Source organism: Niveispirillum cyanobacteriorum, assembly GCF_002868735.1.
GTDB lineage: Bacteria > Pseudomonadota > Alphaproteobacteria > Azospirillales > Azospirillaceae > Niveispirillum > Niveispirillum cyanobacteriorum.
In genome coordinates this window covers 262,954-286,014 of sequence record NZ_CP025613.1, presented here as the reverse complement: position 1 = coordinate 286,014, position 23,061 = coordinate 262,954, and the positions used below count along the sequence as shown (strand labels likewise).

Annotated in this window: 16 protein-coding genes, 7 pseudogenes and 1 other annotated feature; of the genes and pseudogenes, 12 read left to right on the top strand and 11 right to left on the bottom strand. The window is 60.6% G+C overall.

Annotated elements, in window-relative coordinates; all coding sequences use genetic code 11:
* Complete coding sequence (locus C0V82_RS22275; protein WP_102114643.1) at positions 1-1,815, top strand: hypothetical protein; 1,815 nt, start codon at positions 1-3, stop codon at positions 1,813-1,815.
* Positions 1,812-3,668, top strand: a complete 1,857-nt coding sequence (locus C0V82_RS22270; protein ID WP_245924308.1) for an O-linked N-acetylglucosamine transferase, SPINDLY family protein — start codon at positions 1,812-1,814, stop codon at positions 3,666-3,668. The genes C0V82_RS22275 and C0V82_RS22270 overlap by 4 nt, the downstream gene beginning before the upstream one ends.
* A gap of 21 nt (positions 3,669-3,689) precedes the next feature.
* On the opposite strand, the gene C0V82_RS22265 is transcribed toward C0V82_RS22270, so the two are convergent.
* Entirely contained in the window at positions 3,690-4,661 is a 972-nt protein-coding gene (locus tag C0V82_RS22265) for a methyltransferase domain-containing protein (RefSeq protein ID WP_308421091.1), read from the bottom strand.
* Positions 4,662-4,816: 155 nt separating this feature from the next.
* On the opposite strand from C0V82_RS22265, the gene groES reads away from it, so the two are divergent.
* The 3 genes and pseudogenes from groES to C0V82_RS22250 all read left to right on the top strand — a co-directional run.
* Complete coding sequence (groES, locus tag C0V82_RS22260) at positions 4,817-5,107, top strand: co-chaperone GroES (RefSeq protein ID WP_102114642.1); 291 nt, start codon at positions 4,817-4,819, stop codon at positions 5,105-5,107.
* 52 nt (positions 5,108-5,159) lie between these two features.
* Positions 5,160-6,803 (top strand): chaperonin GroEL, encoded by a 1,644-nt coding sequence (gene groL, locus C0V82_RS22255; RefSeq protein WP_102114641.1) that lies wholly within the window; start codon positions 5,160-5,162, stop codon positions 6,801-6,803.
* Positions 6,804-7,194: 391 nt separating this feature from the next.
* Positions 7,195-7,761: pseudogene (locus tag C0V82_RS22250) on the top strand (IS21 family transposase); the annotation flags it as partial.
* A 37-nt stretch (positions 7,762-7,798) separates the two neighbouring features.
* Here the strand turns inward: C0V82_RS22250 and C0V82_RS22245 are convergent.
* The 3 genes and pseudogenes from C0V82_RS22245 to C0V82_RS22235 all read right to left on the bottom strand — a co-directional run.
* Positions 7,799-8,095: pseudogene (locus C0V82_RS22245) on the bottom strand (transposase); the annotation flags it as partial.
* Between the two features lie 16 nt (positions 8,096-8,111).
* Positions 8,112-9,194, bottom strand: coding sequence for an IS110 family RNA-guided transposase (locus tag C0V82_RS22240; RefSeq protein WP_102115147.1), 1,083 nt, complete (start codon positions 9,192-9,194; stop codon positions 8,112-8,114).
* Positions 9,195-9,479: 285 nt separating this feature from the next.
* A pseudogene (locus tag C0V82_RS22235) lies at positions 9,480-10,328 on the bottom strand (IS3 family transposase); the annotation flags it as partial.
* A 56-nt stretch (positions 10,329-10,384) separates the two neighbouring features.
* Between C0V82_RS22235 and C0V82_RS22230 the strand changes: the two are divergent.
* The 3 genes and pseudogenes from C0V82_RS22230 to C0V82_RS22220 all read left to right on the top strand — a co-directional run.
* Positions 10,385-11,383, top strand: a pseudogene (locus C0V82_RS22230) (IS21/IS408/IS1162 family transposase); the annotation flags it as partial.
* A complete protein-coding gene (gene istB / locus C0V82_RS22225) occupies positions 11,373-12,167 on the top strand; it encodes an IS21-like element helper ATPase IstB (RefSeq protein WP_102115146.1) in 795 nt (264 codons plus the stop codon). The pseudogene C0V82_RS22230 and the gene istB, both read left to right, overlap by 11 nt.
* A gap of 116 nt (positions 12,168-12,283) precedes the next feature.
* Positions 12,284-12,892 (top strand): MDR family NADP-dependent oxidoreductase, encoded by a 609-nt coding sequence (locus tag C0V82_RS22220; protein WP_102114640.1) that lies wholly within the window; start codon positions 12,284-12,286, stop codon positions 12,890-12,892.
* A 126-nt stretch (positions 12,893-13,018) separates the two neighbouring features.
* Here the strand turns inward: C0V82_RS22220 and C0V82_RS22215 are convergent, their stop codons facing one another.
* The 5 genes and pseudogenes from C0V82_RS22215 to C0V82_RS22195 all read right to left on the bottom strand — a co-directional run bounded on the left by C0V82_RS22215 (position 13,019) and on the right by C0V82_RS22195 (position 17,014).
* Positions 13,019-13,660 carry a plasmid pRiA4b ORF-3 family protein gene (locus tag C0V82_RS22215; protein ID WP_102114639.1) on the bottom strand — a complete coding sequence of 214 codons (642 nt, stop codon included), beginning with the start codon at positions 13,658-13,660 and terminating at the stop codon, positions 13,019-13,021.
* Positions 13,657-13,869, bottom strand: a pseudogene (locus tag C0V82_RS27615) (transposase domain-containing protein); the annotation flags it as partial. The gene C0V82_RS22215 and the pseudogene C0V82_RS27615, both read right to left, overlap by 4 nt.
* Before the next feature lie 10 nt (positions 13,870-13,879).
* Positions 13,880-14,239, bottom strand: a pseudogene (locus tag C0V82_RS28015) (helix-turn-helix domain-containing protein); the annotation flags it as partial.
* A 47-nt stretch (positions 14,240-14,286) separates the two neighbouring features.
* Positions 14,287-15,242 (bottom strand): annotated as a pseudogene (locus C0V82_RS22200) (IS3 family transposase); the annotation flags it as partial.
* Positions 14,845-14,961, bottom strand: a sequence feature (AL1L pseudoknot). Its footprint overlaps the pseudogene before it by 117 nt.
* A gap of 1,607 nt (positions 15,243-16,849) precedes the next feature.
* Positions 16,850-17,014 carry a helix-turn-helix domain-containing protein gene (locus C0V82_RS22195; RefSeq protein WP_102114637.1) on the bottom strand — a complete coding sequence of 55 codons (165 nt, stop codon included), beginning with the start codon at positions 17,012-17,014 and terminating at the stop codon, positions 16,850-16,852.
* Positions 17,015-17,297: 283 nt separating this feature from the next.
* Between C0V82_RS22195 and C0V82_RS22190 the strand changes: the two genes are divergently transcribed.
* From C0V82_RS22190 to C0V82_RS22175, 4 genes are all read left to right on the top strand, one after another.
* A complete protein-coding gene (locus C0V82_RS22190) occupies positions 17,298-17,990 on the top strand; it encodes a hypothetical protein (RefSeq protein WP_102114636.1) in 693 nt (230 codons plus the stop codon).
* A gap of 28 nt (positions 17,991-18,018) precedes the next feature.
* Complete coding sequence (locus C0V82_RS22185) at positions 18,019-18,672, top strand: hypothetical protein (protein WP_102114635.1); 654 nt, start codon at positions 18,019-18,021, stop codon at positions 18,670-18,672.
* 52 nt (positions 18,673-18,724) lie between these two features.
* Positions 18,725-19,479, top strand: a protein-coding gene (locus C0V82_RS22180; RefSeq protein ID WP_102111765.1) for an IS5 family transposase whose coding sequence is annotated in 2 segments (ribosomal slippage) — positions 18,725-19,058 and positions 19,058-19,479 — 756 coding nt in all. Because the reading frame shifts where the segments join, the coding sequence is not laid out codon by codon here.
* A 183-nt stretch (positions 19,480-19,662) separates the two neighbouring features.
* Positions 19,663-20,970 carry an AAA family ATPase gene (locus tag C0V82_RS22175; protein WP_158660147.1) on the top strand — a complete coding sequence of 436 codons (1,308 nt, stop codon included), beginning with the start codon at positions 19,663-19,665 and terminating at the stop codon, positions 20,968-20,970.
* A gap of 491 nt (positions 20,971-21,461) precedes the next feature.
* Here C0V82_RS22175 and C0V82_RS22165 read toward each other — a convergent pair whose 3' ends face one another.
* Together C0V82_RS22165 and C0V82_RS22160 are read right to left on the bottom strand one after the other, a co-directional pair.
* Positions 21,462-21,731 carry a hypothetical protein gene (locus C0V82_RS22165; RefSeq protein WP_158660146.1) on the bottom strand — a complete coding sequence of 90 codons (270 nt, stop codon included), beginning with the start codon at positions 21,729-21,731 and terminating at the stop codon, positions 21,462-21,464.
* 71 nt (positions 21,732-21,802) lie between these two features.
* Complete coding sequence (locus C0V82_RS22160) at positions 21,803-22,990, bottom strand: FAD-binding domain-containing protein (RefSeq protein ID WP_245924307.1); 1,188 nt, start codon at positions 22,988-22,990, stop codon at positions 21,803-21,805.
* Positions 22,991-23,061: the final 71 nt, after the last annotated feature.

Below are 23,061 nucleotides of genomic sequence, written 5' to 3'. Positions count from 1 at the left end.
ATGGACGCCTATAGCCACGCCGTCGCCCTTCACCGCGCCGGACAGGCAGCGGAGGCCACCGCCGCCGCCCGCCAGGCCCTGGCGGAAGCGCCCGACGACCCGCTGGCCCATAATCTGCTGGGCGTCTGCCTGACATCGGGACAGCCGGCGACGGAAGGGATCGGCATCCTGCGGGCCGCCGCCGCGCGCTGGCCCGATCATGAGCATCTGGTCACCAATCTCTGCATCGCCCTGCTGAACGCAGGCGAACAGGAGGCGGCTTGGCGGTGGCTGCGGCACCTGGCGGTGCTGAACCCCGCCAGCGCCATCGCCATCGACCGGTTGGGATTGCTGTGCAACACTTGGCGGGGCGACCGGGAGGCGGCGACCCGCCTGGCCGACCGCGCCGCGCGCCTGTCGCCCCATGATGAAAATATCCGCATCAACCAGTCGCTGGCCTGGGCACCGCGCGACCTGGACCGGACGATCATGGCGCTGGATGCCGCCGCCGCGCTGAACCCGCAGAACACCTACGCCTATGTGCAGCGGGCGGGTGCCATGATGCGTCGTGGACAGTGGCAAGCAGCCCTGCACCCGTTGCGCCGGGCATTGAAGCTCGACCCCGCCAATGATGATGGGATCAAGCATGCACTGCGCTGCCAGCGGTATCACGCCGCCAGCCAGTCCGCCGCCGCCCGGGGACCGGGGGCCGGCGATGGCATCCTGCTGCGCGGTCCCTTCTCTACCGCCTCTGGCTATGCGCATATGGGCCGCCGCTACATCCAGACGCTGCGCAAGCAGGCCGTACCATTGCAGGTGGTTGGCATTTTCGGGCATGAGACCTGGAAGGACGAACCGCTGGAGGCACCCGTGGGTGCCAAGGCGGCCATCAACATCATGGTCCCCCTGGCCGTGGAACCCATTCCCGGCCTTACCACCATCCTCTATTCCATGTTCGAAGGCCCGCGCATCTCTCCCACCTGGGCGAAACAGAGCCTGAATGCCGACATGGTGATCGTACCGACGGAAAGCTCACGCCTCGCCTGGGCCAGCCAGGGCTATCCGGAGGATCGTATCCGCGTCTGCCCCTTGGGCGTGGATGCTGAACCGGCGGCGGCGGATGCCCCGCCGCTGGTCCTGGTCGATGGCGGCGGTCGCTCGGTCGCCAGCTACCGCCACCGTTTCCTCAACGTGTCGGACGCCATCCCGCGCAAGAACCTGGACGGTGTGCTGCGTGTCTGGCTGCGCGCAACGAACCGCGGCGACGATGCCGTCCTGATCCTGAAGCCCGGTAAGGGCGGGACGGACGCGGCGCGCCGGCACTTGGCAACCATCGTCCGCCAGACGCAGGAACATGTGGGCCGTTCCTTCGCCGACGCTGCGCCCATCGTGCTGGTCGACCAGCCCTTGAGCGAAGCGGAGATGACGGGCCTGTTCCGCGCCTCCAATTATTACTGGAGCCTATCGCATGGCGAGGGCTGGGACCTGCCCTTATCCAAAGCCGGCGCCATGGGGATCGGCCTGATCGCGCCGGCCCACAGTTCCTACCTGGATTACCTGAATGGGCGCTTCGCCCGCATGATCCCGTCCACGACCGGACCCGCCCATCTGCCCTACAGCAACGAGCCGTGGGAGCCTTTCTTCGGTCTGGACTGGTGGAACCCGGATGAGGAGGCAGCGGCTGCCATCATCGCCGATATCATCGCCGGACGCGACCACGCCCTGCCCGATGCCAGCGCCCATCTGCTGAGCAATTTCACCTGGGACCAGGCAGCGAACAAACTGCGCTCCATCCTGGCCGATGCCAGCCTGCTGCGCCAAGGGGGTACGCCTTGACCAACCTGTTCGATACGGCACTCGCCATGCACAAGGAAGGCAAGCTGGCAGAGGCCGAAAACCTGTACCGGCAAGTTCTGGCTGCCAATCCCGATCATCCCTATGCCAACAACAATTACGCCATCCTGCTGCGCGCGCAGCGGCGTTGGGATGACGCGGTCGCCTGCTATCGCCGGGCCGTGCGCGCCAATCCCGAGGATGCCCACGTCCTGAATAACCTCACCTGCGTCTTATCCGACATGGGACAGGAGACACAGGCAGCCAAGGTTGCGATGATGGCGGTCGCGCTGAAACCGGATTATGCCGAAGCGTGGTTCAATCTGGGCAACATTCTACGCAATCTAGGTGGGGCTGACCAAGCCCGTCAGGCCTATCGCCGCGCTGTACGCATCCGGCCCGACATGGCGGAGGCCTGGTCAAACCTGGGCGACATGCACAAGTCAGCATCCGAGTTGACCCAGGCTATGGAGTGCTATCGTACAGCCCTGCGCCTACAGCCGGGCCTGCCGCAACCCTATGTAAACCTGGGGGAGGTGCTGAAGGAACAGGGCCGCGCCACGGATGCCATCACCCTTCTGCAACATGCACTGGAACAGCACCCGACCCTGTCATTGCTGCATTCCAACCTGTTATTCGCCCTGCATTACACACCGCATGTACCGCCGGAGGTGATTTTCCGTGCCCACCGGCATTGGGGCGAACGACATGCCACCGCGCTCACCACGGCCAGCCGCAAAACCTTCAGCAATGATCGCACCCCGGACCGGCGTCTACGCATCGGCTATGTCTCGCCGGATTTCTGTGCTCACGCCGTCTCCTGCTTTCTGGAACCGCTGCTGCGCGGGCACGACCGGTCACAGGTAGAGATTTTTTGCTACCCCATCTCCCGGCGCAGCGATGCCGTCACGGCCCGGTTCCAGGCCATCACCGGCCACTGGGTCCCCCTGACTGGCTTGACCGATGATGAGGCGGCGGAGCGCATCAGAGCCGACAGCATCGACATCCTGGTCGACGTGGCGGGCCATACCTGCGACTGCCGCCCGTTGATCTTCGCGCGCAAGCCGGCCCCCATCCAGGTCTCCTGGCTGGGCTATCCTGATGGAACCGGCATGACGGCCATGGATTACCGCCTGACCGACGCCATCGCTGACCCGCCGGACGTAACCGATGGCTGGCATGTGGAGAAACTGGTCCGGCTGGAAGATGGCTTTCTCTGTTTCCGTCCGGCGCAGGAAACTGCACCCGCCGGCCCCCTGCCCGCCCGGCGCAACGGCCATGTCACGTTCGGTTCATTCAATAACAGCGCCAAGGTGACACCGGAAGTGGTGGCGCTCTGGTCAGCCCTTCTGCTGCGCGTGCCCGGCGCGCGCCTGATCCTGAAAAGCAAACCTTTCGCCGATCCCGCCACGCTGGCCCGTTATCAGTCGCTGTTCACGACGAACGGCGTCACGCCCGATCGGGTGGACCTGCTGCCGCAAAACCCGGACCAGGGCGACCATCTGCGCGCCTATGACCGGCTGGATATCGCGCTGGACCCGTTCCCCTATAACGGCACCACGACCAGTTGCGAGGCGTTGTGGATGGGTGTGCCCGTGGTCAGCCTGCGCGGCACCCACCATGTCGCCCGCGTCACGGCCAGCCTGCTGCACCGTGTCGGCCATGACGATCTGGTCGCCGACAGCCCCGATGCCTATCTCGACATCGCCGCGGGGCTGGCGGGTGATCTGGACCGACTGGAAACACTGCGCCAGACCTTGCGTCCCCGCATGAAGGCCAGTCCCCTCTGCGATGCCTATGGTTTCGCAGAACAGGTGGAAGCGGCCTATCGGCAGATGTGGAAGGACTGGGTGTAAGGGGCTGGCCACCCCTCACCCTCAATGCGGCTTCACACCGGTCGACTGCTCAATGCTGTTCAAGGCCTCGGCCAGCCGGTGCGAGGCACTGCCCCGTTTGGCGGGCTGCTGCTGCACCGATGCATCCGGTGACCATCCGGCCAGGAAGATCACGTCGAACGTGGCCGGCACGGTGCCATCCTCCTCGCGGAACAGCTCCATATAACGTTCTGCGGCACGCACGATGACCTCGCGCCGGGTCGGGCGCTTCAGACGCGACAGGGCGGCATTAGTCTCTCCCATGCCGCGCAGGTCGCGCATCAGGCGGAACGGGTCAGGATAGCTGACGGTCAGCGTGTCCATATCCGCGACCGGCAGGGCGAAACCAGCCCGCTGCAGCAATCCGGCGGCATCGCGGATACCGGCCATGGGGCTGATCCGGGCCGACACGCCGCCCGTCACCTCCATCTCGACTTCCATCAGCGACCGGCGCAGCTCAAACAAACTGTCCCCACCCAGCATGGCGGCAATGAACAGCCCATCGGGCCGCAGCACCTGACGCGCCTGGATCATCGCCCCCGGCAGGTCGTTCACCCAATGCAGCGACAGATTGGAAATGACCATGTCAAAGCTATTGTGCGCGAAGGGCAGCGCCTCCTCGTCGGCTGCCAGTGCCGGGCTGCCGGTATTCGCGCCGGCCAGCCGCGCCATGGCTGGGGACAGGTCGGCATGCACCATATGCGCGATCCCGTTGCGCCCCTTCAAGGCCGCCTCGACCTCTCCGCCATGGCTGCCCAGACTCAGGACGCGCGGGAAGTCGCGCCGGATCATGTCCAGCCGCTCCCCCAGCCTGTCCGCCACCTCGCGTAGCAGGAAATCATGGGCGGAAAGCCCAGATGCCGCGCGGTCGCGCCGCTGGCGGATCAGGGGCCGGTCGAATAGGAACATTGTATCGGCGTCGCTCATGCCCTTGCCATACTCCGACCGGCGGGCGCTGGCAACCCGTCCAGCCACTGCCCTTCCTCTATGTCATGGCAACTTCATCGAATTATGACACCACCATCCTTGACAGTCGGGGTCGGGTTGATTAGCTCATTGGCACTCACCGGGCATGAGTGCTAACAACAGGCTCACGCCCAAACCCTTTTGCCTTTTCAGGGAGAGATCCTATGAAGTTCCGTCCGCTGCACGACCGCGTCGTGGTCAAGCGCGTTGAGTCCGAAAAGAAGACGGCCGGCGGCATCATCATCCCCGACACTGCCTCTGAGAAGCCCCAGGAGGGCGAGGTGGTCGCCGTGGGTTCCGGTGCCCGTGACGAGTCCGGCAAGCTGGTGGCTCTGGACGTCAAGGCCGGCGACCGCGTCCTGTTCGGCAAGTGGTCTGGTACCGAGGTGAAGATCGACGGTGTCGAATACCTGATCATGAAGGAAAGCGACATCATGGGCGTCCTGAACGCCTGAGTCGGATCACCTGATCTACACCTGACCCCATAGAAATTCAGAGGATAGAGCAATGGCTGCCAAGGAAGTTAAGTTCGGCTCCGACGCCCGCGCCAAGATGCTGCGCGGCGTGGACATTCTGGCCGACGCCGTGAAGGTGACCCTGGGTCCGAAGGGCCGCAACGTCGTGATCGAGAAGAGCTTCGGCGCTCCCCGCATCACCAAAGACGGTGTCTCGGTCGCCAAGGAAATCGAACTGTCCGACAAGTTCGAGAACATGGGCGCCCAGATGGTCAAGGAAGTGGCGCAGAAGACGGCCGATCTGGCCGGCGACGGCACCACCACCGCCACCGTGCTGGCCCAGGCCATCGTCCGTGAGGGCGCCAAGGCCATTGCCGCCGGCATGAACCCGATGGACGTGAAGCGCGGCGTTGATCTGGCTGTTGCCACCGTCGTGGCTGACATCCAGGCCCGTTCCCGCAAGGTCACCACCAACGACGAGATCGCCCAGGTCGGCACCATCTCCGCCAATGGTGAAGCCTTCATCGGCGCCAAGATCGCCGAAGCCATGGCCCGCGTCGGCAACGAAGGCGTGATCACGGTCGAAGAGTCCAAGAGCCTGGAAACCGAGCTGGATGTCGTCGAAGGCATGCAGTTCGACCGCGGCTACCTGTCGCCCTACTTCGTGACCAACGCCGACAAGATGATCGCCGACCTGGAGAATCCCTACATTCTCCTGTTCGAGAAGAAGCTGTCGGGCCTGCAGGCCATGCTGCCGGTGCTGGAAGCCGTCGTGCAGTCCTCGCGTCCGCTGGTCATCGTGGCCGAGGATGTGGAAGGCGAGGCCCTGGCCACGCTGGTGGTCAACAAGCTGCGCGGCGGCCTGAAGATCGCCGCCGTGAAGGCCCCGGGCTTCGGTGATCGTCGCAAGGCGATGCTGGAAGACATGGCCATCCTGACGGGCGGCCAGGTCATCAGCGAAGATCTGGGCATCAAGCTGGAAAACGTGACCCTGGACATGCTGGGCCGCGCCAAGAAGGTGACGATCTCCAAGGACAACACCACCATCGTCGACGGCGAAGGTTCCAAGGACGACATCACGGCCCGCATCGCCCAGATCAAGGCCCAGATCGAAGAGACCACCAGCGACTACGACCGTGAGAAGTTGCAGGAACGTCTGGCCAAGCTGGCCGGCGGTGTTGCGGTTCTGCGCGTCGGCGGCGCCACCGAGGTCGAGGTGAAGGAGCGCAAGGATCGCGTTGACGACGCGATGCACGCCACCCGCGCCGCGGTCGAGGAAGGCATCGTCGCCGGCGGCGGCGTTGCCCTGCTGTACGCCACCAAGGCTCTGGAAGCCCTGGCCACCAACGGCCCGGACCAGAAGTTCGGCGTGGACATCGTCCGCAAGGCTCTGCAGGCACCGGTCCGTCAGATTGCCCAGAACGCCGGCTTCGACGGTTCGGTGATCGTCGGCAAGCTGCTGGAGCAGGGTGACACCAACCACGGCTTCAACGCCCAGACCGGCGAATATGGCGACATGTTCAAGTTCGGCGTCATCGACCCGACCAAGGTTGTGCGCGCTGCCCTGCAGGACGCCGCCTCCATCGCCGGTCTGCTGATCACCACCGAGGCCATGATCGGCGAGAAGCCGGCCCCGAAGGCCGCTCCCGCCGGTGGTCCGGGTGGCATGGGTGGCATGGGCGACATGGACTTCTAAGAAGTCTACGGTCGTTCAGCCAAACAGGCTGGATTACGAAGACCCCCGCCAGAGTGATGTGGCGGGGGTCTTTCTTTAGGACATTGCAACGACCCGGATCGCAGCAGTAACCCGTCCCTGCATCAGGGAGGGAGGGGTGATCACGTCCAATGGCGTTCTCTAATCGGCAATGTCAAGGGCAGCTTGGCCATACTCGACGCACGCGTCCGGTGAGCCTTTCAATTACCCACAAGTCTGGCGGCGATTTCGGCGCCAAGACGGATGGCAGTGAGTCTGGTTGTTGATTTCCACGCGGAATTGACCCGGGATGGCGGCTTATTTCCATTGAGAATTGACACATGTGACCGTTCCCCCTTCGCGTTGAGCGACGAGGGGCACTGGAGTAATCGACATGGGACTTTTGAATGCCATCAGCCGTTTGGCCTTGCGTGAGAAAGTGGCGATCCGGGAGATCGCGCGTCGGACCGGCCTGTCGCGGAATACCATCAAGAAGTATTTGAAAGCTGGCACGGTTGAACCGACATTCTTGGTGCCGGAGCGCGCCTGCAAGCTGGACCCGTTCGCCGACAAGTTGGCAGGCTGGCTCAAGGCCGAGGCCTTCAAATCGCGCAAGCAGCGCCGAACTTTGAAACATATGCACGCCGATCTGGTCGCGTTGGGGTTCACCGGTTCCTATAACCGCGTGGCGGCCTTTGCCCGTGAATGGCGGGCGGAGCGGCAACGCGAGCAGCAGACGACGGGCCGCGGCGTTTTTGTTCCGCTGAGTTTTCGCCCTGGCGAGGCCTTCCAGTTCGACTGGAGCGAGGATTACGCCGTGCTGGGCGGTCATCGTACCAAATTGCAGGTCGCGCATATCAAACTGGCGTACCGCCGGGCATTCCTGGTCCGCGCATATCTGCTGCAAACCCATGAACTGCTGTTCGACGCCCAGTGGCAGAGCTGGTCCCCGGTGAGCGGACAGTTTTTGCTCGGCGTTAAGCTTGGTCCTGATCAGTTCACGCCGCCAAACACAGTCTGTCCGCCCTTTGCCTGTATGCCTCGTCGGGTGTCTGTCCCCCGAGCGCGGAATGCGGGCGTTGTCTATTGTAGTAATCGATCCAGCGTCCGATCCCGGCCCTGGCCTCGCTGCCGGTCTCGAAAGCGTGGAGATAGACGCATTCGTATTTCAGTGATCGCCAGAGCCGTTCGATGAACACATTGTCCATCCAGCGGCCCCTTCCATCCATGGAAACCTTGATGCCAGCATCGGTCAAGATGCCAGTGAATCGCGGGCTGGTGAATTGGCCGCCCTGGAAGCCCTTCTATGTGTCAAGTAGCAAGCTGTGTCTCGTTGATGTCACGCTGTCGCCTTCGGATGATGGTAAAGACCTCCCGGGCGATGTAGCGCTTGAGGCAGCGAATTGCTTCTAACTTGGAGTGCCCGTCAGCGATCCGGCGGGCAACATAAGCCTGGGTCCGACTGTCAGTCCGAAGACGACCGATGGCGATAATGTGCAGGGCGCTGTTGGCGGCTCGGTCCCCACCGCGGTTCAATCGATGCCTGACTATTTTCCCGGACGATGCCGGAACAGGGCTTACCCCGCAAAGCGCAGCAAAGCTGGCCTCAGAGGACAGCCGCTCCGGATTGTCACCGGCGGTGATGAGAAGCTGAGCCGCCGTCTCATGGCCGATGGCATTGGGCGCGACCAGGTCGGGGACGAGTTCACCGACAATACTTGCGATCATGGTATCAAGTTCGGCGATCTCATCATGCAATTCGACATATCGCCGGGCGAGGGATTTCAGCGCGATCCGATAGGCTGAGAGCGGGTTGCGATAGTCTGTGAGATCGGGCCGCCAAGCAGCCAATGTCCGGACAAGTCGCATGCGTGTCATTGTCCGCAACATGTCACGCAATTCCTCCGGCGCCGCGACAATGGTACTGCTGATCATCTGAAGGGTAACGCGACGTGCTGCCACCGCCGTATTCCGGCAGGACTTGAGAACACGCAGGGCTTCGATCATGCCATCGCGCCGCTTCGGCGTGGCAACACGCTTACCGGTAAAGGCGGCGTGGGCCGCAGCTTCGGCATCGAGATCGTCGCTCTTGCCACGTCGTCGCCGATCAACCTTGTCCGGTGACGTCACTTCCAGGACTTCTATCCCTGCGGCCTGAAGATGGCGTAACAGGCCCGCACCATAGGTGCCGGTGGCCTCGACTCCCACGCGGCGGAGTGTGCCGAAGGACCGCATCCAGGTCACCATTTGGCGATAGCCCTGCCTTGTGGTCGCGAAACTGCTGGTGCCAAGCAGTCTGTCGCTTTCATCGACGACGGCGGCGACGTGGAGGTCCTTGTGCGTATCGACGCCACCGACGATCAGGCGGGTCCGTTCAGCTTCAATCAACACCATCATGCCCCCTTCGAACCCATTGATCGAGATGGTGAGCGGTTTCGCAGGGCGGGACGCCTGGACAAGACAGTCACGTGACAGAATGTCAGGCCCTTCTCGGGTCATGCGCCAGCGAGGCGAAACCTCGCCGCAAAGCATCTCGTACGGCCGACAGTTCCAGGGAAAGACACGGGTCGTGGGTCGATCGGTGTTCGGGTCACGCCGCGTCGAGATGCCTTGCGGTGTCAGCCAAGATAGGCCCTATCGCAGCAGGAGTGAGACCAATCCGATAGCTGACCTCGATACACTGACTGTCGGTGTTGAAGATTTCCGGCTTGCCGTGGCGGGCCATGGCCTCCTGCAGGGCCTCCAGGCAGAAATCGATATCCATGCAATTGGACAGTTTCCAGGCCAGCACCTTACGCGATGCCCAGTCCATCACGGCGATCAGGTACAGGAAGCCCCGTCGCATGGGAATGTAGGTGATGTCCGTACACCAGACATGGTCCGGCCGGTCGATGGTCAGATCCCGCAGCAGGTAGGGCCAGATCTTGTGCTCGGGATGGGGAACGCTGGTCTTTGGCCGTTGGTAGATGGCTGCCAACCCCATCCGGCCCATCAGCCGGCGCACCCGTTTGCGATTGACCACATGGCCCTGGCGCCGCAGATGATGGGTCATCTGTCGGCTGCCATACCAGGGCGTCTCCAGGAACTGGGCATCGATCAGCCGCATCAGCGCCAGGTTCTCAGCGCTCTCGCCCCGTACCGGCCCGTAATAATGCGACCGGCTGATCGACAGCAGCGAGCATTGCCGAACAACCGACAAGCTGGGATGTGACCGATCCACCATCTCCCGCCTCCGACCGGCGCTCATCGACCGGAGGCCTTGCGCAAAAAATCCCGCTCCACTACCAACTGGCCAATCTTGGCGTGCAGCCGGTCGATCTCGGCCGCATCAACAACCGGGCTGGCCTCGGCTTTGCCGGAAAACGACGCCGCCATCCCCTCGATCGCCTGCTTACGCCAAGCACTGATCATCGTCTGGTGAACACCGTGCTTCGACACAAGCTGCGCCATCGTCAACTCGCCCCGGATCGCCTCCAGCGCCACCTTCGCCTTGAAATCCGCTGAATATCGCTTCCTCTGTCCCGCCATGTCGGTCGTCCTTCAATAAGGCCGAACCAAGCTTACCAAACTGTCCGCTCACCGGGGACCAGCTCTGGCATGGCTTCCGCGTCTTCGGCGGCGTACCGGGGCGCGGGATCTACGACAATATGCGCACGGCGGTGGATCGCGTCGGGCGTGGCAAGGAGCGTCAGATCAATTTGCGATTTCTGGCAATGGCCAACCACTATGTCTTCGAGCTGTCATTCTGCAACCCGGCGTCGGGCTGGGAGAAAGGGCAGGTCGAGAAAAATGTGCAGGACGCACGGCCACGGCTGTGGCAGCCGACACCGGATTTCCCCGACTTGGCCGCGCTGAATGACTGGCTTGAACAACGCTGCCTGGCGCTGTGGCAGGAGATACCGCATGGCCATCTCGTCGGGACCCTGGCCGATATCTGGGCAGAGGAACGGTCCGCGCTGATGCCGGTGCCGCCCCAGTTTGACGGGTTCATTGAACAGAGCAAGCGCGTCTCACCGACCTGCCTCATCAGCTTCGAGCGCAATCGCTACAGCGTGCCGGCGTCTTTCGCGAACCGGCCCGTCAGCCTGCGGGTCTACCCGGATCGGCTTGTTATGGCGGCCGAGGGAAATATTCTGTGCCAGCATGAACGGTGGATTGACCGATCCCGTCAAATGCCCCGGACAATTTATGACTGGCGCCATTATCTGTCGGTGATCCAACGCAAACCCGGCGCGTTGCGCAATGGCGCCCCCTTCGCGGACCTGCCGTCGGGGTTCCGGCGATTACAGGATCAGATGCTGCGGCGTCCCGGTGGGGATCGCGACATGGTCGATATCCTAGCCCTGGTTCTGCAGCACGATGAGCAGGCGGTGCTGGCTGCGGTCGAACTGGCCCTGTCCGACGGCGTCGCGACCAAAACCCATATCCTGAACATCCTGCATCGTCTGATTGATGGCAAGCCGACCGACGGGCCGACCATCAGCGCACCGCAGACCCTGCTCCTGCGCCATGAACCCAAGGCCAATGTCGAACGCTATGACGACCTGCGTGCCCGCACTGCTGGAGGCCGTCATGCGTCATGACCCCGCCAGCGCTGCCATCGTCATCATGCTGCGAAGTCTCAAGATGTATGGCTTGGCGCAGGCCGTCACCGATCTGATTGAGCAGGGCGCTCCCGCCTTTGAGGCCGCCATCCCCATTCTGAACCAACTGCTGAAAGCCGAGATGGCGGAACGTGAGGTGCGTTCCATCGCCTATCACATGAAAGCCGCACGGTTCCCAGCCTACAAGGATCTGGCAGGTTTCGATTTCCAGGCCAGTGAGATCAACGAGGCCACAGTGCGGCAGCTCCATAGCTGCGCGGTCATCGACGGCGCGCAGAATGTCGTGTTGATCGGTGGTCCCGGTACCGGAAAAACCCACATCGCAACGGCTATCGCCATCCAGGCGATCGAACATCATCGTCGTAAAGCCCGTTTCATATCGACCATCGAACTCGTCAACGCGCTCGAGCAGGAGAAGGCCAAGGGTAAAGCCGGGCAGTTGGCCGAGGCCATGACACGCCTGGATCTCGTGATTCTAGACGAACTCGGATACCTGCCGTTCAGCGCATCTGGCGGTGCGCTGCTATTCCACCTGCTCAGCAAACTCTACGAGCGGACCAGCGTCATCATAACCACCAACCTCAGCTTCAGCGAATGGGCCACCGTCTTTGGCGATGCCAAAATGACCACCGCCTTGCTCGATCGCCTGACACATCGCTGTCACATCGTCGAAACCGGAAATGACAGCTTTCGTTTCAAAGCCAGCACCGCCGCAGCATCCGGCAAGAGAAAAGGAAATCCACATGCCTTGACCCAACCATAAACCCCGCCGCATAACTCAATGGTGGGTCATTTCTCGATGGAAATCCCGGGTCAATTCCGCGTGGAAATCAACAGCTCTCCACTTTTTCCGGGCAAGTCCAGACCGCCTATGCCGCAATGTCGTGCCTGTCGAATGCCAGTCCGGGCGACACGGTCGTCATTTCCAGCGGTGCCGGTGCGGTCGGGTCCGTCGCCTGTCAGATCGGGAAGATCGAGGGCCTGCGCGTCGTGTCATCGGCGGGGTCCGACGACAAGGTTCGCTGGCTTATCGACGATCTGGGTGTGGATCATGCCTTCAACTACCGGCGCACACCCTATGAGACGGCCCTGGCCGCGTCCTGCCCGGGCGGGATCGACCTGGTCCTGGAGAATGCCGGCCCCGATCACCTTTCCGCCTGCCTGCCCCTGATGAATGAGTTGAAGCAAATCCTCATCAGCGGCTTTGTCAGCGTCTACAATACGGGTGGCAAGGTGCCGCCGTTCAAGAATTTCGAATATGTCCTTGATCGGTTCCTGACGATAAAGGCCTACCGTTTCATGGACAGCCTGCATGCCTATGACACGTTCGTCGCCGACATGGTGCGGTGGCGTGAACAGGGGTGGATGCAGTTCCGTGAAACGTATTTCCACGGTCTTGAACAGGCCCCCGCAGCCTTCTGTAGCTTGTTTGAACAGAACAATGCAGGCGGGAAAATCCTTGTCAGCCTGGGAGAGGCCCACATCTAACGCGGCTTTCCGCAAACGGAGTTACAAAGTGAACCGGTAAGGGTTTGCCGGAGGCTCAAACCAGTGACCACTGTGCCTCGGCAGGTTGGATGCGGGTGTTGGCACCCGCGATTTGAACCGTAAGCGTCAGTCGTTCCCCGCGTTTTTTTCGTTTTTGAGGCGTTTGGCGGCAGCGTTTCTGCGGTTTGCGATGCGGCTGAGGGCATACTGCATCGGGATTTCATCGATGGTGTTGGGATTGTACTCATCCAGCCATTCGGCGATTTCGGCATGGTCGGGATGGTCCTGGTTGGCCAGGATGGCGAGCATGTCGTAGAACCCGTGGATGCCACCGCAATCCTCCGGCGGCGCATTGCGTTCCCCGCCGAGATAGCGGGGATATCCCAGGCCGGGATCGCCCTGGCGGACGCGGGTGATGATCAGCCGGTGTTCCCAATTGTCCTCGAAATCATAGAGGTAGTCGATGCGGGTGCGGCGGGGTTTCAGGATATCGCGCAGGCGGACCTTGGTGGCGTCATAGAGGCGACCGGTTCCCCAATCCTCGTCGGATGGCAGGCCATAGCGCCGGTCGTCCACGGTGAATTCCCAGAGATGATAATCGAGCCAGCCCATGGCGACCTGGACGATATCGTGCAGCACCTTCAACGTGACGGAGGTCGGCACCTCCAGTTCACGCCAGATCAGGGGATCACTATCCTTCAACTCGATGCGCAGGGTGGCGATCTCGTGGAAGGATGTGGCACCGGGGGATGGGTCGGCCTGGTTCATGCCGGCGATTGTAGCGCCGGCTCCCGACAGTTCCAGGGGAGAAGTTCATCCAGGCGATTGATCGGATGGCCCCTGGCCATGCGGTCGATGGCCTCGGCCAGCCAGGCCTCCGGGTTCAGCCCGTTGAGCCGGGCCGTCTCCAGCACGGTGTAGAGATCCGCCGCCCGCTTGCCGCCAGCCTCGGAGCCCAGGAACAGGAAATTCTTCCGCGTGGAAATCAACATCGCGGGATATCGTCGAGGGAGATCGTTTCAGATGCCGTGCGATCACCCGCAAAGCACATCCCCGCGCCGGCATCAGCGTAATCTCCTCCCGCTCTGGCAAGGATAGATAGCGTCCGACCGGACACGGGGCCGATGGTGAAAGATGTTTGGGGGGCATGCCGCCAGCCTCGCGAAACCATCTGGAGCCGACCGGCGCTGATAATCCAACTTCCTTGGCCGCGTCTTCGCTTGAACGACCAAGAGCAATTAGACCCCAGAACCGTCGTCGATCTTCGCGGCGGACAATGCCAGGGCGTCCAGGGGAAAATACCGGGGCACGTCCAGATCTGTCTGATCGGCGCTTCCGTTCGGCTATCCCAACTTCCTATCAAAGGGCTGTTGCGACGACCGGTTGAGACCGCCTTGGCTGCCCCGGTCCGAATGGTGAACCAGTCCGGATTTCCTCGTCGGTCGGCGTTGATGCAGGGCCTGCTCCAGGGCATCCAGGACAAAACCGGCGTCAGCCGTCCGGGACACTCGCCAGCCGACAATCCGCCGGGCAAAGGCTTCGATGATGAAGGCCACGTAGACGAACCCGCTCCAGGTGGACACATTGAGACTGCCCCGGACTTGATCAGGGGTGAAATCAGAAAGCCACAGCTGATCGGGCCTGACGGCCCGGAATTGCCGGTTCACCCGGTCCAGTGGACAGGGTAAGGCCTTGTCGGCAATGGTGGTTTTCACAGGCTTGCCGCGGATGGCGCCGCGCAGGCCCATCTCCCGCATCAGCCGCGCGACCGTGCAGCGTGCCACCTGGATGCCCTCCCGCTGCAACTGTCGCCACACTTTTCGGACCCCATAGACCTCGAAATTCTCATCAAACACCCCCCGGATATCGGCCTTCAGCCCGATATCGCGCTGTGCCCGGGCCGGCAGTTTGGTCGGATCAGCTGCGCGTGCCGTGTGCTGTCGCACGGTGGAAGGGGCAATCGGCAATACCTTGCAGATTGGCTCGACCCCATAGTCCCCGCGGTGGGCATCAACAAAGCCCAACATCATTTCTGTCGGCGGTCGAGCTCCGCCATCGCGAAATATGCCGAGGCCTTGCGAAGAATCTCGTTCGCTTGGCGCAACTCCCGGATCTCCCGTTCCTGCGCCTTCAGCTTCTCCAGCACATCCAGCGGAATGCCAGCACGGCTGCCGCTTTCGACCTCGGCTCTCTTGACCCATTCATTCAGCGTGTGCGCAGAACACCCAATCTTGGACGCCACGGACGACACCGCCGCCCATCGCGACGGATGATCCTTCTCCTGATCCAGAACCAGCCGAACAGCCCGCTCGCGGACCTCACCTGAAAATTTGTTCGTTGTCTTGCTCATCGTAGCCCCATCCTCTCAGGAGTTGGAGCCGCCGACAATCCCGGACCGGTTCACCCAATTTTTGTCTGACTTACCCAGAACGGTACGATAGGTATATCTTCCGATAACTGCCCTTTGCCTTCTGTCCCGTCATCCCCATATCACCGGATAGGCCGCATGCGCTGCGATCGAACAACAGCTTTCCCCCCATTAACTCCTCAATTACGGAGGGGGTTAACTCCTCAAAAATACGACGCATTTTTGGGCTGAATTCTGAGGATTGTACAAAAACATTGTACAACCATACTAGGAATGAATGCATAATCTAAAAGATGTACAATAACTTTGTACATCTTTTAATATCAATGAGTTAGCGAGGTGTACAAGATAATTGTACATGAGACCATTGTGAAGGATCACATTGGGGATGACATCCCCTTGCTCGCCCACACGCCCCCTGTTGGCCGTTTCGCACCCGCCCTCGCTGCGTTCAATTGTTCAGAAAATTGCCGGTGTTTTCAGAAGATTGGGCGATTTTCGGAAAATTGGCAGTGGTGCGGCCTGGCGAAGCTGCCTGATCCGTCGCTCCCCCTTGGGTAACATCCCCTTGCTCGCCCATATGCCCCCTGTTGGCCGTTTCGCACCCGCTCTCGCTGCGTTCAATTGTTCAGAAAATTGCCGGTATTTTCCGAAGATTGGGCGATTTTCGGAGGCCGGAGGGTGTATTGATAAGATTTATAGAAAAAATAGCTGGTAGTTTACTGAAATCAATAAATCAATATTTTTGTTAAAACAGCTACTTAAAGTCAATTTGGTAAAATGCCTATTGCTTCCTACACGGAGTTGACTCGGGGAGGCGGCTTACTTCCATCAAGAATGGACCCATGTGACCCTTCCCCCTGCGCGTTGAGCGTTGGACGGCATGGGAGTGATCGACGCCGCCCGACCCATAGCGCGGATCAGGCGGCGCACGGGTCAGCGCCGTATAGCCGCTGAACGCCCCGGCCTGGATCGAGCCATTCAATGGGCCGGATGTTCGCAGGCGCGTTCATCCTTGCGGTAAGGGATGAGCCGGCACCAGGCCGCCGGTGCCCGATCCCCGCACCAGGGATGTTAAGGGCGAAACGGAAATGGTTCATCCGCACTTTGTATGGCGACTTCTGGTTTTGGTGGGTCAGAATAGGTCCATTATAAGAACTACCATCCTCCCCCTGGACTCGATATCGGAACAGCTGTTGTCGGCACTGCCTCCGCCGCCGAGATTGATTCAGCATACGGGCCAGTCTGATGATGTCGTCCTGAGAAAGGCGGCCTGTAGCATGGGCCCTTGGCCTTGCCCCTCCTGTTCAACAATGTCGAGCCTTATCCATGGCCATTACTGGCAGCACCTAGTCGACCTGCACTAGTAGGGGCGGGCCGTTCGTCTAATTGTACAGGGTCGCCGTGTGCGCTGTCCGGTTCCAGACGGCCCGCGCAGTACGTACGCTGAACCGCTGGAAGTGTTTGCGTGCCTATATGCCCGTCACAGCCTGATGAATTTTTCAGGCTAGGCTTTTTTCACCCGATATCCTTCCTCGGTAACGAGGACGCAACTTCATATCGGATAACATCCAGGGATAAAACGTCGATCACTTTGATAACGCTTTGACCGCCGCCGCAATGGCAGCAGGAATGGGGACCTCCCCATTCTCATAGCGTGAAATTGTGCGGGTCCGCACGCCCAGATCAGACGCAAGATCCTCCTGTGTACGACCAATGCTGCGGCGAATCTCCTTGAACTCCTCCTTACTCATCGCGCCATCGACCTTTGACGAAAGAATTGCTAGGGCGCGCTGGATGGGTGCTGACGCTGAGGTCGGTAATCCATCAACGGCAAGGGCCTCCCTTAGCAAGGCGCAGGCATCAGCAACACCGTCCCAACTTGGCCGAGCCATCCGCCCCCCCCTTTCGTACCGTCCTTACTCAACGCGCAGCGGCACCATAAACAGTTTTGGAGCACACCAAAAGAGGCCTTGACACTGGATCGCATAGGACATATTTATGTCTAGTCATGTAACTGTCTTGTTGGAAATCATAATGATCAACCCCACCATCACCGCGCGCCTCGACAAAGCCTTCGCTCGGCTTGACAAGCTGCAGCCCAATGATGATCCAGCGATCCCAGCCCACCTGCAATATCCCTATGCGGTAATGATGTCGGCAATCCGCATCGATGGGAACTTGCAGCAGGCTGCGATTGCAGCTGCTCTCAGTGAAAATCAGGATTTGATAGTGCTCTGCAATCCCGACATCTATATCCCGCAGGTCGCCGACCAGTTTGTTGACAACGAACTGAGGCCCGAGGCCCTACAAGGGTCACTGCTTTACTATTGCCACGGTGTAGGCAGGAAGACCCGCCCCGACATGGTCATCGCCGACAAGGCGAAAGGGATCATCGACATCATCGAAATCAAGCGTGGGCTTGGAAAAAACGATGCGGGGAAATCGCGGCAAACGCTGCGCGACCTGCGATGTTTAGGTTTGATTGGTGTGAGCTATGCCCGATCACACCTCAATGTCGAGGTCTCAAGAGCCACAGCCGCATTGTGCTCGATTTATGGGGCGAGCACGCTGCCGCCAGACCTCATGGTGAGCCTTGAGGACCTGGAGATGCGGTACGGTATCGATATTCGCTTCAGACTCAAGCAAGTGCAAATGTCGTTCAAGGAACGCCTGGACACTCTGCTCTGCCTAAAGTCAAAAGCGGCTTCAGACCAAATCCACGTCTGACCAACGTCGTGAAAAAAGGATTTCCACGATGACGTCCACAACCGTCAGAACAAAAAGCAGCCTTGCCGCCCTCGCTGATGCGCAGTTGGCGGGTATGGCGGTAAAAGAACGAACTCTTGGTCCCCCAGGCCGCATGTTTGGCATCAGCAGTGGGGATCAGGCTGTCGCCTGGGCCCTACTGCGCCGGGCGCTGGATAGGCATCCAGAATTTTCGAATGCATTGGTTCGGAAGAGCTGCCTTCTGCTGCTGGAGCTGCCGTCGAAAGAATGGATCGATCCTGTAGAACACGTACTGAGGCTTTACATTGCCCAGAAATCTGGAAAGGCATGCACCGAACCTGAAGGATCTTCCGCGGACGGCGTAGAGCGGGACGATTTCGATGACAACCTGTTTGGGCGGGCACCGGAGAGTTGTCAGGAACCGGGCTGCGTTCTTGACAGTAAGGTTGCGAAGGGCTTTTCGGACTGGTCTTCGTTGACATCCGGTTCGTTGCCACAAGCTCTTGCGCAGGGCGATGCTGTCATCATCCTGACCACAAAGCTTTTCCCTCCTCCGCCATCCGTTAGATTGATGGCCGAGTGCTGCATCAGCCTTCCCAGCATCGACAATGCCATTCTATCAGAAGCGGCAGTGGCTTTGCTGGGAGAACACCCTAGGGTCAAAACCGGCACATATCATTGAAATTGCTGTTTGAATGTGATTCCAAGGCGTGATTAACGCGTTGGAGGATTGAATGCGGGAGATTTTCTGGCTTTCGGATGAAGCGTGGGCAGCGATTGAGCCGCACCTTCCTGAGCACAAGTATGGTGCGCCGCGTGTTGATGACCGTCGGATCATCAGTGGGATTATTCATATACTCAAGAGCGGATGCCGCTGGAAGGACTGTCCGCCGGAATATGGCCCACCGACCACGGTGTACAATCGCTTCAACCGCTGGTCTGGGCGCAAACACTGGCACCGGATATTACATGCGCTGGCCGCCGGGCAATGGATCACGACCAGCGTGGCCATGGACGGCAGCTACGTGAAGGCACACCGGTGTGCCCACGGCGGAAAAGGGGGGCCAAGGCGCAAGCCATTGGCATTTCCAGAGGCGGTCAGACCACAAAAGTCCACGCCCTGACTGACACGCTCGGCCGCCCGGTGGCCTTGCATGTAACGGCGGGCAACGTTTCCGACATCACCATGGCCGAGACCCTGCTGGCTGAGGTTGATGATTGCCGCTATGTCCTGGCCGACAAGGGATATGACAGCGATAAATTGCGGACCAAGATCAAGGAGAAGGGCGCGAAGCCTGTCATTCCCGGCAGAAAGTCACGCAAAAAGCCCATCCGCTTCGACAAGCTCAGGTACAAGTTCCGATGGATGGTCGAGGCCGTCTTCTGCCGTCTCAAGGACTTCCGACGCGTCGCCACCCGATACGACAAGCTCGCCAGAAATTTCCTGTCCACCCTCGCAATTGCAACCATCGTGGCATACTGGACCTGATTGAGTCTGGAACCTAAAGTTATGGTTGAAGACAGTCTCTGTCGGCTCCTGACACAAGATGCGCTTCGGCTGTCACTCCGCCATCAGGAGACGGCTAATGGGTGGCTGCAACGGCTACGCCAATTCTGCGTGGAGACATCTAGGAGCCGCCCTAAAAGCCCCACGCTGCACGATCTTTATGGGATGGATGAGGCTAAAAACTGGGGCATTGACCTCGTTGTCGACCTGAAGGATTTCCAAGAGGGCCGCATTGGTTGGTCGGATGTAGACCGTGGCTGTCTGCTTGTTGGCCCGCCAGGCACGGGGAAAACCACTTTTGCTAATCGCTTGGCGGCGACGACAAACCTGCCACTGATCACGGGATCACATAGTGAATGGCAAGCTGCTGGTCATCAAGGCGACATGCTTGCTGCGATGCGGCGGACCTTTGCTGGTGCCCTGGCCGCAGCGCCATGCATCCTGTTCATTGACGAGATTGATGCTTTTGGGAACCGCGCCACGATGCGATCTCACCACCGTGATTACAGCGTTCAGGTGGTTAACGCGTTGCTTGAATTGACAGATGGTACTTTGGGCCGTGAAGGGGTTGTGCTGATCGCTGCTTCGAACAGCAGGGATGTCGATCCGGCTCTTATCCGGCCTGGTCGGCTGGATCGGGTGATTTCCGTTCCACTACCTGATGATAGGGCACTGGCGCAGATCATGAGATGTCAGCTCGGTGATGATGATCTGGCAGGGGTTGACTTGTTGCCGTTGGTCGCTGGCCTGAATGCATCGGGTGCCGACACGGAGCAATGGATCCGAGGGGCTCGACGACTTGCACGCAGGACTGGCCGGACGATGATCGTGGAAGACTTGGTCGCTCAGATTCCCCGTGTCCCGACACCGTCAGGGGAACTGGGCTGGCGGATCGCTATCCACGAGGCCGGGCATGCGATCATAGCCGAAGTTGAGTTCCCAGGCCAAATCCGGGAAGTGAGCGTCGTGGGCTTTGAGCCTGGGGTCACCGTAGAACGTATACCGGCACTCTGTGAGGATGATGTCCGTGCGAAGATCCGAGTTCTACTGGCAGGGCGTGCCAGTGAGGAACTGCGTCTCGGGACACCAGGATTGGGATCTGGTGGGACCGTTCACAGTGATCTCGCGCGGGCGACAAACCTTGCCGCAGCCCTTTACGCCGGGTTTGGCTTAGGCGACCATCTGGTATGGATGGGCAATGTTCAACACGAACGGACATCCATGCTGCTGTCACGAAATCCGGACTTATTTTGCTGGGTTCGCAAAGTGCTCGATCAGGAATACAGCAGAACCATCTCCCTATTGTCGCCCCGGATGTCGCTCATTGACCAGATTGCGCAGGAATTGTTGTCGAAGGGGGCTTTACCGGGGGCTGACATCGCCAGGAGCGTCTCAGGTTACAGGGTCGATGGCACAGACGAGATCGGAATTCACATTAGGCCCCCTTTTCCACCAGTGACAAAGGCGAGGTGAAGCAGGTGGTTACCGGTCAGCGGTTTTCTAGTGCATCTTTTATGCGCCCTACACAATTCTGCTATTCTCTTTTTTATGGGTGATTTACCCTTCACCTGCTAGGGTAATCCGAAAAGATGCATAGGCACCTGGACGCAATCTGTGTCCAAAATCCAAGGTGCCACATGATTCTGAGCTGGTCCCCAACATCTGGACAGGTTTGAACCGCTGTTGAGCTCGGTATCCGCTCTCCTGGTTGATTATGCTGCCACAGCTGGGGTGGACGGGTTGTTATAGCATCAGTGGATGTGGGGGCGCGATTTCCACCTCCGGGCGGTGGCTCGCCGCGATTGTCGCTCCACGATAATGAATCAACAGTGCCAAGCGCTGGCCTATCAGGACGGGCATGGACACCGGATCGCTCAACAGCGGGGCGCCAATGGCCAGGCTGGCCTGCGCATTACCCCCAAAGGTCACGGCAACTGCTTGCACCATAACCTCGCCACTGGCGTCTAGGGGGGCAAACCGACAGGGCCAAAGCTCAACTTCTGCACCCCCAGTTCATTCGTGAAACGAAGGCGTACGGCTTGTCCATCGGCATCGAGCACCAGGGTCTGGCGCACCGTCTGCCGATCATAGGTGGGGGCATCACCGGGGGGCAGCAGGGCCAGCGCCCAGGCCGGCCGCCAGACCGACGCCGGCATTGCTGGTTTCTGTCCACCCGTAACACAGGCCGACACACCCAGGAGCAAGACCCCGGCCAGCAGGTAACGACCCATCATGCGCCACATCATATCCTCCCATTTATCGATATCGAAGATCATATAATGGGAGATGCGTGCCGCGATCCAGCCTAAATCACCTGTGTCAGAAGCGTTGGGATCTTTTCCTTGAAGGCGAAGAAGCCCTTGCCGGCATAGGGCCAGCACAGCGCGTCATAGGGTCTGCGCAGGGGCAGCAGCTTTACCCCCGCCCCGCCCAGTTCCACCGACAGGCGACCCAGCGCGGTCCGCACCGGCCCCACGGGCGCCTCCGGTACCAGCACCTGCGTCAGGCCATGGGCACGGGCCCAGGCCAAAACATCACCCATGCCAAGGCATGAACCAGACAGGCCCAGACGCCGCCCCATCTCCGTCACACCATCGCCCAGCGCCGCCGCGGTCCAGTCCTGCACCATGGCCGACCGGCCATCATCAATAATCAGGCCCGCCACGGCGCTGATATCGACGCCGATTCCCAACCCCACCCCCGCCACATCATCGCCATGCAGCAGCAGGCCCGTAGCCGCCCGCCGGTCGGGCGTTGGCACGGGCGCGATGGGGGTGGCAGCCGGTGGGGCTGGTTCCTCCAGCGCCACCGCAACCCCGCTCAACCCCTCGGGATTGAACCGGCCATAGGTGTGGTCGCGGATATTGTCGCGGCGGGCCAGATAGGTTTTGCCCTTGGTATGCAGGCCCGCCACCCAGCGCCAGGACAGGGTGTTACTGGCCGGGTCCCCATCCAGCAGGTGGCGGAAGAAGAAATCGGCCCCCAGTTCCCAGGGCAGGCGCAGCGTGAAAATCCAGATGCTGGCGAACCACATGCGGGCATGGTTATGCAGATAACCGGTCTCCACCAGTTCGACCGCCCAGTCGTCAAAACCCTCAATACCCGATCGGCCTTCGCAGGCCCGCTCCACCCGGCGCGCCAGCGACCGGTCATGCGCCATGGCATTCATGGCCGCGTTCAGCCCCAGGGCATAGCGGTCATAGATGCCGGACCGCATTTCCAGCCAGCCCTTCCAATAGGTACGCCAGAACACCTCTGCGACAAACTTCTCCGCTGCCTCCACCCCATGCGCGGCGATGGCCGCCTGCAACAGCTCTTGTTCGGTCACTAGCCGGTGCCGGACATACGGCGACAGTTCGGATACGGCATGGCGCTTGCCGGGACCAGGGTCGCTGTTGCGACCAGCGGCATAGGTACGGCCCATGCGGGGGGTGAAACGGGACAGCCGGTCCAGGCCGGCGGCGCGCGTCGGGGGAAAATTGATCATCTGCATGGGCGGGCGAGATAGATCGCAGCGGCCCGGCGGAAAGGGGCAAGCGTAGCGTCAGAACCGACTTCTATGCC